Annotated in this window: 9 protein-coding genes and 1 riboswitch; of the genes, 6 read left to right on the forward strand and 3 right to left on the reverse strand. The window is 68.4% G+C overall.

The window, feature by feature from the left end; genetic code table 11:
• Window positions 1-30: 30 nt before the first annotated feature.
• Both FG323_RS07535 and FG323_RS07540 read left to right on the forward strand, forming a co-directional pair.
• A complete protein-coding gene (locus FG323_RS07535; RefSeq protein ID WP_141453913.1) occupies window positions 31-1,905 on the forward strand; it encodes an ATP-binding cassette domain-containing protein in 1,875 nt (624 codons plus the stop codon).
• A gap of 66 nt (window positions 1,906-1,971) precedes the next feature.
• The gene (locus tag FG323_RS07540; RefSeq protein WP_141453914.1) at window positions 1,972-2,832 is read left to right on the forward strand and encodes an alpha/beta hydrolase; all 861 of its coding nucleotides are present in this window, start codon (window positions 1,972-1,974) and stop codon (window positions 2,830-2,832) included.
• Window positions 2,833-2,876: 44 nt separating this feature from the next.
• Here FG323_RS07540 and ppc read toward each other — a convergent pair whose 3' ends face one another.
• Window positions 2,877-5,600: a phosphoenolpyruvate carboxylase gene (ppc, locus tag FG323_RS07545; RefSeq protein WP_141453915.1), complete on the reverse strand. Its 2,724-nt coding sequence runs from the start codon at window positions 5,598-5,600 to the stop codon at window positions 2,877-2,879.
• Between the two features lie 147 nt (window positions 5,601-5,747).
• Window positions 5,748-8,222 (reverse strand): prolyl oligopeptidase family serine peptidase, encoded by a 2,475-nt coding sequence (locus FG323_RS07550; protein WP_255470093.1) that lies wholly within the window; start codon window positions 8,220-8,222, stop codon window positions 5,748-5,750.
• 132 nt (window positions 8,223-8,354) lie between these two features.
• Window positions 8,355-8,446, forward strand: a riboswitch (S-adenosyl-L-homocysteine riboswitch).
• Between the two features lie 38 nt (window positions 8,447-8,484).
• Here FG323_RS07550 and ahcY point away from each other — a divergent pair.
• Window positions 8,485-9,918 (forward strand): adenosylhomocysteinase, encoded by a 1,434-nt coding sequence (ahcY, locus tag FG323_RS07555; RefSeq protein ID WP_141453917.1) that lies wholly within the window; start codon window positions 8,485-8,487, stop codon window positions 9,916-9,918.
• A gap of 152 nt (window positions 9,919-10,070) precedes the next feature.
• Complete coding sequence (gene ybaK, locus FG323_RS07560) at window positions 10,071-10,544, forward strand: Cys-tRNA(Pro) deacylase (protein WP_141453918.1); 474 nt, start codon at window positions 10,071-10,073, stop codon at window positions 10,542-10,544.
• Window positions 10,545-10,580: 36 nt separating this feature from the next.
• Here the strand turns inward: ybaK and FG323_RS07565 are convergent, their stop codons facing one another.
• The gene (locus FG323_RS07565) at window positions 10,581-11,138 is read right to left on the reverse strand and encodes a DUF3228 family protein (RefSeq protein WP_141453919.1); all 558 of its coding nucleotides are present in this window, start codon (window positions 11,136-11,138) and stop codon (window positions 10,581-10,583) included.
• Between the two features lie 123 nt (window positions 11,139-11,261).
• On the opposite strand from FG323_RS07565, the gene metF reads away from it, so the two are divergent.
• Window positions 11,262-12,089 carry a methylenetetrahydrofolate reductase [NAD(P)H] gene (gene metF, locus FG323_RS07570; RefSeq protein WP_141453920.1) on the forward strand — a complete coding sequence of 276 codons (828 nt, stop codon included), beginning with the start codon at window positions 11,262-11,264 and terminating at the stop codon, window positions 12,087-12,089.
• Between the two features lie 87 nt (window positions 12,090-12,176).
• A complete protein-coding gene (locus FG323_RS07575; protein ID WP_141453921.1) occupies window positions 12,177-12,761 on the forward strand; it encodes a hypothetical protein in 585 nt (194 codons plus the stop codon).
• Window positions 12,762-12,763: the final 2 nt, after the last annotated feature.

A 12,763-nucleotide genomic window follows, 5' to 3' on the forward strand; every position in this document is an offset into this window, starting at 1 on the left:
CCCGCCTTGCGGCCGGGTACAATGGCGCCCATGTCCCTTCTGCAATTCCAGCGGGTTGACTTCAGCGTCGGCGGTCCGCTCCTTCTCGAACACGTCGATCTGTCCATCGAAGCCGGCGAGCGCGTCTGCATCGTCGGCCGCAACGGCGCCGGCAAGTCCACCCTGATGCGGTTGATGGCCGGCGAAATCCGGCCCGACGACGGCGAAATCCGCGTGCAGGGCGGCGTGGTGGTCGCGCGCATGGCCCAGGAAGTCCCGCAGGACACCGCCGGCAGCGTGTTCGACGTGGTCGCCCAGGGCCTGGGCGACCTGGGCGCGCTGCTGGCGCGCTACCACCATGCCGTGGCCGAGGGCGACATGGCCGCGCTGGGCGAGGCGCAGGCACAGATCGAGGCCCGCCACGGCTGGGATCTGGATCGCCGCGTACAGCAGGTGCTGGCCCGGCTGGAACTGCCGGAGGACGCCGATTTCGCCGCCCTGTCCGGCGGCATGAAGCGGCGCGTGCTGCTGGCCCAGGCGCTGGTGCGCAAGCCGGACATCCTGCTGCTGGACGAACCCACCAACCATCTGGACATCGAAGCGATCGCCTGGCTGGAAGGCTTCCTCAGGCAGTTCGAGGGCAGCCTGGTGTTCGTCACCCACGATCGCAGTTTCCTGCGCGCGCTGGCCACCCGCATCGTCGAGATCGATCGCGGCCAGCTGACCAGCTGGCCGGGCGACTATGACAACTACCTGCGCCGGCGCGAGGAGCGCCTGCACGCCGAGGCGCAGGAGAACGCGCGCTTCGACAAGCTGCTGGCGCAGGAGGAAGTCTGGATCCGCCAGGGCATCAAGGCCCGCCGCACCCGCAACGAAGGCCGCGTCACCGCGCTCAAGGCGATGCGCCGCGAGCGTGCGCAGCGCCGCGATCTGTCCGGCAACGTGAAGATGGAAGCCGCCGCCGCGCAGGCATCCGGACGCAAGGTCATCGAGGCCACCGACGTGACCCAGGCCTACGATGGCCGCGTCCTGCTGGACCAGGTATCGGCCACGATCATGCGCGGCGACCGGGTCGGCATCATCGGTCCCAACGGCGCCGGCAAGTCGACCCTGCTGAAGATCCTGCTGGGCGAACTGGCCCCGCAACAGGGCGAGGTCAAGCTGGGTACCGGCCTGCAGATCGCCTACTTCGATCAGCACCGCAGCCAGCTGGACGAATCGCTCAACGCGCTGGAGAACGTCGCCGAGGGCCGCGACTTCGTCGAGATCAACGGCAGCCGCAAGCACATCATCGGCTACCTGCAGGACTTCCTGTTCTCGCCCGAACGCGCGCGTGCGCCGATCACCCGGCTGTCCGGCGGCGAACGCAACCGCCTGCTGCTGGCCAAGCTGTTCGCGCAGCCGTCGAACCTGCTGGTGATGGACGAACCGACCAACGATCTGGACGTGGAAACCCTGGAACTGCTGGAAGAGCTGCTGCTCGACTACAAGGGCACGCTCCTGCTGGTCAGCCATGATCGCGACTTCCTCGACAACGTGGTCACCAGCACCCTGGTGCTGGAAGGCGAAGGTCGCCTCGGAGACTATGTGGGCGGCTACACGGACTGGCTGCGCCAGCGTCCGGAGTCCGTCGTGGCGACGCCTGCCCCGCCCGACCGACCGGCGACGGCCCCACCGGCACCGGCCGTGGCTCCCGCGGCGGCGGCCAAGCGCAAGCTCAGCTACAAGGACGCGCGTGAACTGGAACAATTGCCCGGACGGATCGAGGCACTGGAGTCGGACATCGCCGGTCGCACCGCGGCGATGAACGAGCCGGCCTACTACCAGCAGGATCCCGCCAGCCTCCAGCGCGCCAACGAACAACTGGCCGCGCTCCAGCAGGAACTGGAACTGGCCTACCAGCGCTGGGCCGAACTGGACGCCTGATCCCCGCGCCTCGCTCCCCCGCGCCACGGCCCTTGACCGCCGCGCGGGCGCGCGCGATGTTGCGCCATGCCGACCACTCACCCTGTCTCCCCCTTGCTCACCGACGACGGCCTGCGCCTGCATCCGCGCGACTGGCCGCTGCCGCGCCCGCGCGCGCGGTTGCTGCTGGTGCACGGCCTAGGCGAACACTCGGGGCGTTACGCGCGGCTGGCGGAGGAATTGAACGCGGCCGGCATCGCGGTGCGCGCCTACGACCATCGCGGCCACGGCCGCTCGGAGGGTCCGCAGGGTTGCCTGGACGAACCGGCGCGACTGCCGCGCGATACGGTCGCGGCATTCCATGCCTATGCCGCCGAGGCCGACGACCCGCCGTTCCTGTTCGGCCACAGCCTGGGCGGGCTGGTGGCCATGTACGCGGTGCTGCTGATGGAACTGGAACCACGCGGGCTGATCGCCTCTTCGCCTGCGCTGGCGACGCATGCCGGCGGCGCGCAGCGGACGCTGGCGCGCGCGCTGTCCAGCTGGTGGCCGGGACTGACGCTGCGAACCGGGTTGGCCGCGAGCCGGCTTTCGCACGATCCCCATGTCGAGCGCGAGTACCTGGACGATCCGCTCAACCATTCGCGCATCAGCGCGCGGCTGGCGCATTTCATCTTCACCGGCGGCCCCCGCGTGGTCGCGCGGGCCGCCAGCCTGAAAACGCCCATGCTCCTGCAGTTCGCGGCCGACGACCATCTGGTCGATCCGGCCGGCGCCCGCGCCTTCGCCGCCGCCGCGCCCCAGCGCAAGCTGCAGGCGCACGAGTACCTGCGGCTGTACCACGAGATCTACAACGAGGCCGATCCCGATCGCAGCCGCGTGGTCGCGGATCTGCTGCGCTGGCTGGATCTGCAACTGGACAAGCCCAAGCGCGGCAGCCAGCCCTGACGGTGAATCCGCCGGGAGGATTCGCCATCCCGGCGCCGCAGGCCTCAACCGGTGTTCTGCACGCCCTGCGACACGCCATTGATGCTCGCCACCAAGACGCGCAGCAGGGTGTCATCCTCGCGTCCGGTCTCGCGCCAACGCCGCAGCAGATCCGCCTGCAACACGCTGATCGGATCGATGTAGGGATTGCGCAGGCGGATCGACAGCGCCAGGCGCTGATCGTGTTGCAGCAGCCACTCGTCGCCGGTCAGGCGCAGGACCCAGCGCAAGGTCAGCGCATGCTCGCGCTGGATGCGCGGAAAGAATTCTTCATGCAGATCGCCGGCCATCCGCGAGAACATCCCGGCGATGCTCAGATCGCCCTTGGCCAGCACCATCGAGATGTCGTCGAGGAAGGTGCGGAAGAACGGCCAGTCCCGCGCCATCTCCAGCACCGCGTCCTCGCCATGCGCATCCACCGCCGCCTGCAGGCCGCTGCCGACGCCGAACCAGCCCGGAATCACCGCGCGCGCCTGGCTCCAGGCGAATACCCACGGAATCGCGCGCAGGTTGCCCAGCGCCGCGTCCTGGCCGAGCCGGCGCGAGGGCCGCGAACCCAGCGTCATCCGTTCGATCACGTCGATCGGCGTGGCGCTGCGGAAGTAGTCCATGAAACGCGGCGCGCCGACGAACCCGCGGTAGACCTCGCTGCTGTGGCCGGCGACGGTGTCCATGATGTCCCGCCAGCCCGGCTCGCGCGGCTCCAGCGGACGCGGGCGCAGCGACGAGGCCAGCACCGCGCCGACCGATTGTTCCAGCGAGCGCAGCGCCAGCGCGCGGATGCCGTACTTGCGATGGATGACCTCGCCCTGCTCGGTCACCCGCAGGCGGCCATCGACGCTGCCGCGCGGCGAGGCATCGACCGCGCGGGTGGTCTTGCCGCCGCCGCGGCTGATCGAACCGCCGCGGCCGTGGAAGAAGGTCAGCTTGATGCCGAGTTCATTGGCGGTCTGCAGCAATTCGACCTGCCCGCGCTGCAATCCCCAGCGCGAGGCGGCGATGCCGCCGTCCTTGCCGCTGTCGGAATAGCCAAGCATCACCATCTGTACGTTGCCGCGCGCGGTCAGGTGCGCGCGGTACACCGGATCGGCCATCAGGTCGCGCAGGGTCTCCGGGCCATGGCGCAGATCGTCCACGGTCTCGAACAGCGGCGCGATGTCCAGCGGCACGTTGCCAGCGTCGTCGACCAGCCCACCACGACGCGCCAGCGCCAGCACGGTGAGCACGTCGGCGCGGTTGTGCGCCATGCTGATGATGTAGGCGCCCAGCGCGTCGGTGCCATGCCGGCGGCGCGCGTCGCCCAATGCGGCGAACACCGCGTCCAGGCGTGGATTGCCCTCGTCCTCCGAAGCCGGCAGCACCTGCTCGCCACTGGCATACGGCGCCAGCAGCGCACCGCGCTCGACCGCGTCGCGCGATTCCCATTCCGAATCCGCCAGCGCCGCCGCGACCGCGCGCGCGTGCACGCTGGATTCCTGGCGCACGTCCAGCCGCGCCAGGTGGAAACCGAAACTGCGGATGCGCCAGGCCAGCCGGCGCACCGCGAACCAGCCGGCGTGGATGCCGCGGTTGTCTTCCAGACTGCGCAGGATCAGATCCACGTCGGCGGCGAGTTCGTCGGGTCCCGCATAACCCTGCGGCAGATCTTCCAGCGTGGCCTGCAACCGCGCCCGCATCAGATCGTTGAGCAGGCGATACGGCATGTCGCCATGGCGCGGGCGCGATTGCGCGGCAGCTTTCGGCAGCAGTTCGCGGTATTCGTCCACGCGCGCCAGAACCTCGGCTGAAACGCCGACCAGCGAATTCGACTGGCTCAACAACGTGGTGAGCTGGCGCAGTTCCTTGATGTAGCGGCGCAGAATTACCGCGCGCTGCGCGTTGAGCGTCGCGGTGACGGTGCCGGCATCGACATTCGGATTGCCGTCCATGTCGCCGCCGACCCAGGTGCCGAACCTCAATAGCCGCGGCAGATGGCGGGTGATCGCCGGATGTTCGCCGTAGACCTGGGTGATCGCGCTTTCCAGCGTTTCGTACAGCACCGGCATCACCCGGTACAGCACTTCGATCAGGTAGAAGCCGACGTGTTCGCGCTCGTCCTCGACGCCGGGACGCACCGGCGACGAATCGGCGGTCTGCCAGGCCGAGGTCAGCGCCATCCGGAAACGCGCGGTGTCGGTGGCCTGTTCGCCGGGCGTGCGGGTGCCGTCCAGCCCGTTGACCAGGCTGGCGACCATCAGTTGTTCCTTCTCCAGCAGCGCGCGCCGGACCGCCTCGGTGGGATGCGCGGTGAACACCGGCTCGATGTCGATGCGCGGCAGCCATTGCGCGAGTTCTTCGATGCCCACGCCCTGCGCCTTCAGTCGCAGCAGCACGTCCTGCAGGCCTTCCGGCTGCGGCTTGCTGCTGTCGGTGCGCTGGTAGTCGCGGCGGCGGCGGATGCGGTGCACGCGCTCGGCGATGTTGACCACCTGGAAGTACGCGCTGAACGCGCGAATCAAACCTTCCGCCTGCGAAGGTTTCAGCCCGGCCAGCAATCCCGCCAGCGACTGCGGCGGCGCGTCGCTCTGGCGGCGCGCGATCGCGGTGGTGCGCACGCGTTCCACTTCATCCAGGAACGCGGGCGATACCTGTTCGGCCAGCATGTCGCCAACCAGCGCGCCGAGTCGGCGCACGTCTTCACGAAGCGGTACATCGGGTGGAGCGAACTCGAGACTGCGGGGCGAATTCATCGAGGTGGCAAACCGGACGTCGGGGGTGAGTTCCCAACACTACCCCAATTCGGCCGCCGTTTGCTGCACCGCCGCACGCCTGTCCCGGGATGTCCGCCGGGAGAGTCGAACCGGACCGCAATTGGTCCGGTTCCGGTCTGGTTCCGGTCAGCGCTTGGCGGCCGGCGGGGCCTGCTTCACGTAGCGATCCAGCCAGGCGTTGGATTCGGCCAGCATCTGCAGGATCGATTCGCGCGCGCGATAGCCATGCGATTCGTTCGGCAACATCACCAGCCGGGCGGTGCCGCCCAGTCCCTTGATCGCCGCGTACATGCGCTCGCTCTGGATCGGGAAGGTGCCGGAGTTGTTGTCCTGCTCGCCATGGATCAGCAGCAGCGCGTCCTTGATTCGATCCGCGTGGTTGAACGGCGACATGGTTTCGTACACGTCCGGCGCCTGCCAGAAATTGCGCTCCTCGGCCTGGAAGCCGAACGGCGTGAGGGTGCGGTTGTACGCGCCGCTGCGGGCGATGCCGCCCTTGAACAGGCGCGTGTGCGCGAGCAGGTTGCCGGTCATGAACGCGCCATAGGAATGGCCGCCCACCGCGATGCGATCACGATCGGCCACGCCCAGGCGCACCGCCTCGTCCACCGCCGCCTCGGCGCTGGCGACCAGCTGCGGCACGTAGGTGTCGTTGGGTTCCTTGTCGCCCTCGCCCACGATCGGCACCGAGAAGTCGTCCCACACCGCATAGCCCATCGCCAGGAACGCCTGCGGCCCCCAATAGCTGATCGTGTTGAAGCGGTACGGCGAATCGGTCACCTGGCCGGCGGCCTCGGCGGATTTGAACTCCGCCGGATAGGCCCACATCAGCATCGGCAGGCGGCCATCGCGCTTGGGGTCGTAGTTCGGCGGCAGGTAGAGCGTCGCGGTCAGATCCACGCCGTCCTTGCGCTTGTAGCGGACCTGCTGCTTCTTCACGCCCTTCAGCTGCGGGGTCGGATGCGGGAAGCGGGTCAGCGCGCGCGGCTCGGCCGCGCCTTCGGCGATGAACAGGTTGGTCGGCTCATCCGGCGATTCGCGGGTGATCAGCAGGCGCTGGCCGTCGGCGTCCAGCGGTGCCACCGGCACGGCGTAGTACGGCGCCTGCGAATGGAACAAGCGGGTCTTGCCGCCCTGCTCGAGATCCACCTTGTCGAGAAAGGGACGATCCCCTTCCGGCGACGCGCCGTCGCCAATCCGGTAGATGCTGCGACCGTCGGCCGCCATCATCAGGCGCATTTCGCCGCGTTCGTCCTGCGCCAGCACCGGCTGCCCGGGATCGTTGTAGCGATCTTCGTAGGAGCCCTCGCGGATCAGCTTCGGCGCCTGGGCCGCATCGTCCGGCGCGATCCGCCATTCGCGGATCTGGCGGTTCTTCCACCACGCCTCGCTGATCAGGGCCAACCGGCCGTCGCCCCACTGGATGTCGGCCAGGCGCATGCCGAGGCGCGCCAGCGTCACCGGCGGCCTGTCGAACGGCGCGGCCTGCATCATCACCGCATCGCGAATGGTGGCTTCACGCGAGGGATCACCGCCATCCTGGGCTTCGGCCCAGACCAGCGTGGCGTCGGCGTCGGCGCGCCACTGGATGTCACGGACACCGGCGGGCACCGCGTCATTGCCGGGCGGCAGGCCTTCGATCAGCGGCAGCTTCGCCACCTCGTGGACCAGCCGTCCCTGCATGTCCAGGACTTCGATGCGGGTCGGGAAAGAACTCACCGGCACCAGGTACGAGAACGGCCGCTCGACGCGGCGACGCAGGATGTAGCGGCCATCCGGCGAAGCCGACAGCGACAGGTTCAGATCAGGATTGCCCAGCGGCTTCACCGCGCCGGCCAGATCGACCAGCGCGGGCTGCGAGCGCAGTTGGTACTCCAGCAGGCGCGCGTCGCCTTCGTTGCGGAGCATGTCCTGGTAGGTGCGGATCTGCACCACGCCGCCGCCCGCCTGGGTCTGCTGCACATTGGGGCCGGTCGGCACCCCGCCACGCTCCGGTGCCTCGCCCTGTCCCTGCGGCTGCAACTGGACGAGCAACCGGCTGCTGTCGCCCAGCCAGGCATAGCCGCGGCCGACGACGGTATTCAGCGGACGATCGGTCAGCCGTCGCGCGCTGCGGGTTCCCACATCGATCAGCCACAGCTCGTTGGCGGCCGATTGCGGATCGATGCGATTGAACGCGATGTAGCGCTGGTCCGGCGACCAGCGGGAACCGACCATCGATAGCGGCTGCGGCAGCCCCTGGATGCGCAGTTCCTCGCCGGTGGCGATCTCCTGCAGCCAGAAGTCGGTGCCGAACGAGAACCGGCTGGCGGAATGGCTGCGCGGATGGATGCGCAGGCCGGCCAGCTTCAGCTCGGGCTGGGCGACCACGTCGATGCCCGGCAGCGCGGGGACCTGCATCAGGGCCAGCAGGTCGCGGCGGGGGCTGACCGAAATGTCGGGACGGCGCGGCGCATCGACGATGGCCTGCAGCGGTGCCGGCGGCAACTGGTAGCCGCTGTCGGCGACCGCCGCGGCCTTGGGTGCGGCGGCCGGCGTACGGGCGATGGCGGCCGGCGCCAGCAGGGTCACCGCCAGGGCCAGCGTGGCGATACGGGGCATGGAGGGCATTGGGACTCTCTCGCGACAGGGTTTCATTCGAGCTTAACAAGCCCGATCCGGGCCGGGCCACGGCCGTCGGTCATGCCCGGCCTATCCATCGCTTCATCCGGAACAGCCGATATAATGGCCGCCCTCGCCGAGGGGCGCTGCGACCATGACGGGCTTCAGGAGAAGCATCGGTGGCCAGGCTCGGCAGGACTTTTCTGTAACGGCGCCCGGTCAAGAATGCGAGCGCCGCTCGCCCATTAACCGGAGCCGAACCATGAACGCCGTACGCCAGTTCTCCACCGAGGGTGACTACAAGGTCGCCGACATTTCCCTGGCCGACTGGGGCCGCAAGGAAATCGACATCGCCGAGCACGAAATGCCGGGCCTGATGTCCATCCGCCGCAAGCACGCCGCCGCCAAGCCGCTCAAGGGCGTGCGGGTGACCGGTTCGCTGCACATGACCATCCAGACCGCCGTGCTGATCGAGACGCTGGTGGACCTGGGCGCCGACGTGCGCTGGGCCTCGTGCAACATCTTCTCCACCCAGGATCACGCCGCCGCCGCGATCGCCGCCAGCGGCACCCCGGTGTTCGCCTGGAAGGGCGAGAGCCTGGAAGAGTACTGGGACTGCACGCTCGACGCGCTGAACTTTGGCGGCGGCAAGCTGGGTCCGGAGCTGGTCGTCGACGACGGCGGCGACGTGACCCTGCTGATCCACAAGGGCTACGAACTGGAAAACGGTTCGGACTGGGTCAACACCGCCTCCTCCAGCCACGAGGAGCAGGTGATCAAGAACCTGCTCAAGCGCGTGCACAAGGAGCGTCCGGGTTACTGGACCGAAGTGGTCAAGGCCTGGAAGGGCGTGTCCGAGGAAACCACCACGGGCGTGCATCGCCTGTACCAGCTGGCCGAAGCCGGCACCCTGCTGGTCCCGGCGATCAACGTCAACGACTCGGTCACCAAGTCCAAGTTCGACAACCTGTACGGTTGCCGCGAATCGCTGGCCGACGGCCTGAAGCGCGCGATGGACGTGATGCTGGCCGGCAAGGTCGCCGTGGTCTGCGGCTACGGCGACGTCGGCAAGGGTTCGGCGCATTCGCTGCGCGCCTACGGCGCCCGCGTCGTCGTCACTGAAATCGACCCGATCTGCGCGCTGCAGGCGGCGATGGAAGGCTTCGAGGTCAACACCCTCGAGGACACCCTGGGCACGGCCGACATCTACGTCACCACGACCGGCAACAAGGACATCATCACCATCGATCACATGAAGGCGATGAAGGACCAGGCCATCGTGTGCAACATCGGCCACTTCGACAACGAGATCCAGGTCGACGCGCTGGTGAATTTCCCGGGCGTGCAGAAGGTCAACATCAAGCCGCAGGTGGACAAGTACGTGTTCCCGAACGGCAACGCGATCTTCCTGCTGGCCGAAGGCCGCCTGGTCAACCTGGGCTGCGCCACCGGCCATCCCAGCTTCGTGATGTCCAACTCGTTCGCCAACCAGACCCTGGCCCAGATCGACCTGTGGGCGAACAAGGACGTCTACGAGAAGACCGTCTACCGCCTGCCCAAGCACCTGGACGAGGAAGTGGCGCGCCTGCATCTGGAGAAGATCGGCGTCAAGCTGACGAAGCTGACCCAGGACCAGGCCGATTACCTCGGCGTGCCGGTGGAAGGTCCGTACAAGCCGGACCACTACCGCTACTGATCGGACCGCCTCGATCGGCTTGCCCGATCGATCCGCTCCAACACGACGGGCGCCTTCGGGCGCCCGTTGTCGTTCATGGACAGCAAGCCTGTTCAAGACGCCGGTGCGCGGCGCGGCCAGCATGCTCGTCGACGACGACACGGACATCGCCCATGACTCCCGCCATCGAACTGCTCAAGCGACAGCGCATCGCCCATGCCGTGCACAGCTATGCACATGACCGCGACGCCGGCTCCTACGGCGCCGAAGCGGTCGAGAAGCTGGGCCTGGATCCGGCCCGGGTGTTCAAGACCCTGCTGGCCGCCGCCGATTCCCGCGAACTGCTGGTGGCCATCGTTCCGGTCGCCGGCCAGCTCGACCTCAAGGCGCTCGCCGAGGCCGCCGGCTGCCGTCGCTGCGACATGGCCGCCGCCGACGCCGCGCAGCGCGCGACCGGCTACCTGGTCGGTGGCATCAGCCCGCTGGGGCAGAAGAAGCGGCTGCGGACCTTCCTGGACGCCAGCGCGCAATCGCTGCCGGCAATCCATGTCAGCGCGGGCCGGCGCGGACTGGAGGTGGAGCTGGCCCCGGCCGATCTCTTGCGCCTGACCGAAGCCCGCTTCGCGCCGATCGGCCGCGCCCGCTGAAGCGCGCCGCCCACGGCCTTCCTCCCCGGTGCGGGATTACGGCCGCCAGTTGGCGTTGTTCTCCCAGAATTCCACCGCGCGGCGATAGGCGTCGCGATCCAGCGGCGTGCCGGAGCCGCCCTCCTCCACGCCCAGCGCGTTGCGCATCATGGTGATGGGCGCCATCGGAATCTCCTCCGGCTCGGCGGTGTACAGGCAGCCGACCACGCCCCAGTCGGCGTCGATGGGACTGCCCTCGCGTGCCAGTTGCCCGCGGCTGTACAGGATCACCACCAGATAGCGCGCCACCGGTGGCTCCACGCCCTCGAACCAGCGCACCAGCACCGGCAGCTCCTCGCGGGTGCGGGCCTCGTACGCCGACCGCAGCAGATGGCGGTTGCGCTCGGTGACCGGCACCGTCAGGCAGCGGGTGGAGGTCCAGTTCTCGTGCACGTGCAGGCGACAGAACGGCGCGTAGCCCGGCAGGTCCTTCAGTGGCGCATGCCGGTTCAGATGCTGCTCGAACTGCTCCGGCGTGCAGTCCTGGATGGTGTTGCGGCGGGTCTCGCGGGGAAACAGGCGGGTGCGGGCGAACGGCGTGAGGACGATGGACATGGATGAGCGTGGTGAGAAATCCCGCCAAGGGTACCGCGTGGCCGCAAGCCGACGGCAACATCGTTTGCATATCCATCTTGATGGAGAGATATAATGGACGCGTTTCCGCCGCCCTGCCCGCCCATGACCGCCCTCAGCTTCGAGTTCTACCCCCCCAAGACCGACGAGCAGCGCGCCCAGCTCGACCGCACCGCGGAGAAGCTGAAGGGATATGGTCCCGAATATGTCTCCTGCACCTTCGGCGCCGGCGGCTCCACCCTGAGCTATACCTCCGAGACGGTCCGCCACCTCAACCAGCAGCATGGCTTCTCCGCCGCGCCGCACCTGTCCTGCGTGGGCGGCAGCCGCGAGGAAATCCGCGAACTGCTCAAGCTGTACCGGGCCATCGGCTGCAAACGCATCGTCGCCCTGCGCGGCGACCTGCCTTCCGGCATGGGCCACCCCGGCGACCTGCGCTACGCCTCGGAACTGATCGCGTTCATCCGCGCCGAGCACGGCGACACCTTCCACATCGAGGTCGGCGCCTATCCCGAGACGCATCCGCAGTCCGACGACGCGCTCAGCGATCTGAAGTACTTCAAGGCCAAGGTCGATGCCGGCGCGGACGGCGCGATCACCCAGTACTTCTACAACCCCGACGCCTATTTCCACTTCGTCGACGCCGCCCGCAAGCTGGGCGTGGGCATCCCGATCGTGCCGGGCATCATGCCCATCTCGAACTATTCCCAGCTCAAGCGCTTTTCCGAGGCCTGCGGCGCCGAGATCCCGCGCTGGATCGCCAAGCGAATGCAGGCCTACGGCGATGACGTGGACAGCATCCGCGAATTCGGCGCGGACGTGGTCGCCAACCTGTGCGAACGGCTGATCGCCGGCGGCGCGCCGTCGCTGCACTTCTACACCCTGAACCTGGCCAAGCCGACGCAGGCCGTACTGAGCCGGCTGGGACGCTGAACCCCGGACGGCCTGCGCGACGTTCCGGTTGCGCGCGCGGGCGTGAAGCTCATTGGCGGACCACGCGTCGGCCGGTAGGCTGATGCGATGCGATTCATCCTCCTGCCGCTGCTGACCGCCTGCCTGGCCGGGCCCACCGGAATTCCCGCCGCCAGCGCCCAGGATCCGGTGCAGCGCTGCACCACCATGACGGGGGAAACGGTCTACACCGACAAGCGCTGCGAGGACATCGGCGCGATGGACCGCCTGCCGGATCCGGGGGCCGCCTCCACCCGTGGCGGCTCCGGCTTGTACCGCGGCACCTGTTCGCGCACGCTCAGCGACCTGGTGGCCCAGATCACCGCCGCCGTCGACGCGCGCGACGTCAACCGGCTGGCCGGCATCTACCAGTGGAACGGCATCTCCGATGCGTCCGCCCACCGCATCCTGGATCAGCTGGAAGCGGTGGTGCAGCGTCCGCTGATCGACATCGTCCCGATCCGCCCCGCCATGCCGGTGCTGGCCGAGGATGGCAGCGTGCTCGATGCCAACACCGACGGCTACTACCCGCAGACCACTCCGCAACGTCCTGTCGGCCTGCGGCTGGAGCAGACACTGAAGAACAGCGCGACGCCGTCGCGAACGGTGTTCGGCCTGCGGCGCGCCTACAACTGCTTCTGGATCACGCTGTAGGC

This window comes from Pseudoxanthomonas sp. z9 (assembly GCF_006542425.1).
Taxonomy (GTDB): Bacteria; Pseudomonadota; Gammaproteobacteria; order Xanthomonadales; family Xanthomonadaceae; genus Pseudoxanthomonas_A.

Bases quoted from the DNA above. Each gene is read 5' to 3' on its own strand.
- metF (WP_141453920.1), top strand. From the start codon at position 11,262: ATGACCGCCCTCAGCTTCGAGTTCTACCCCCCCAAGACCGACGAGCAG.
- FG323_RS07535 (WP_141453913.1), top strand. From the start codon at position 31: ATGTCCCTTCTGCAATTCCAGCGGGTTGACTTCAGCGTCGGCGGTCCG.
- ppc (WP_141453915.1), bottom strand. From the start codon at position 5,600: ATGAATTCGCCCCGCAGTCTCGAGTTCGCTCCACCCGATGTACCGCTT.
- FG323_RS07550 (WP_255470093.1), bottom strand. From the start codon at position 8,222: ATGCCCCGTATCGCCACGCTGGCCCTGGCGGTGACCCTGCTGGCGCCG.
- FG323_RS07565 (WP_141453919.1), bottom strand. From the start codon at position 11,138: ATGTCCATCGTCCTCACGCCGTTCGCCCGCACCCGCCTGTTTCCCCGC.
- FG323_RS07540 (WP_141453914.1), top strand. From the start codon at position 1,972: ATGCCGACCACTCACCCTGTCTCCCCCTTGCTCACCGACGACGGCCTG.
- ahcY (WP_141453917.1), top strand. From the start codon at position 8,485: ATGAACGCCGTACGCCAGTTCTCCACCGAGGGTGACTACAAGGTCGCC.
- ybaK (WP_141453918.1), top strand. From the start codon at position 10,071: ATGACTCCCGCCATCGAACTGCTCAAGCGACAGCGCATCGCCCATGCC.
- FG323_RS07575 (WP_141453921.1), top strand. From the start codon at position 12,177: ATGCGATTCATCCTCCTGCCGCTGCTGACCGCCTGCCTGGCCGGGCCC.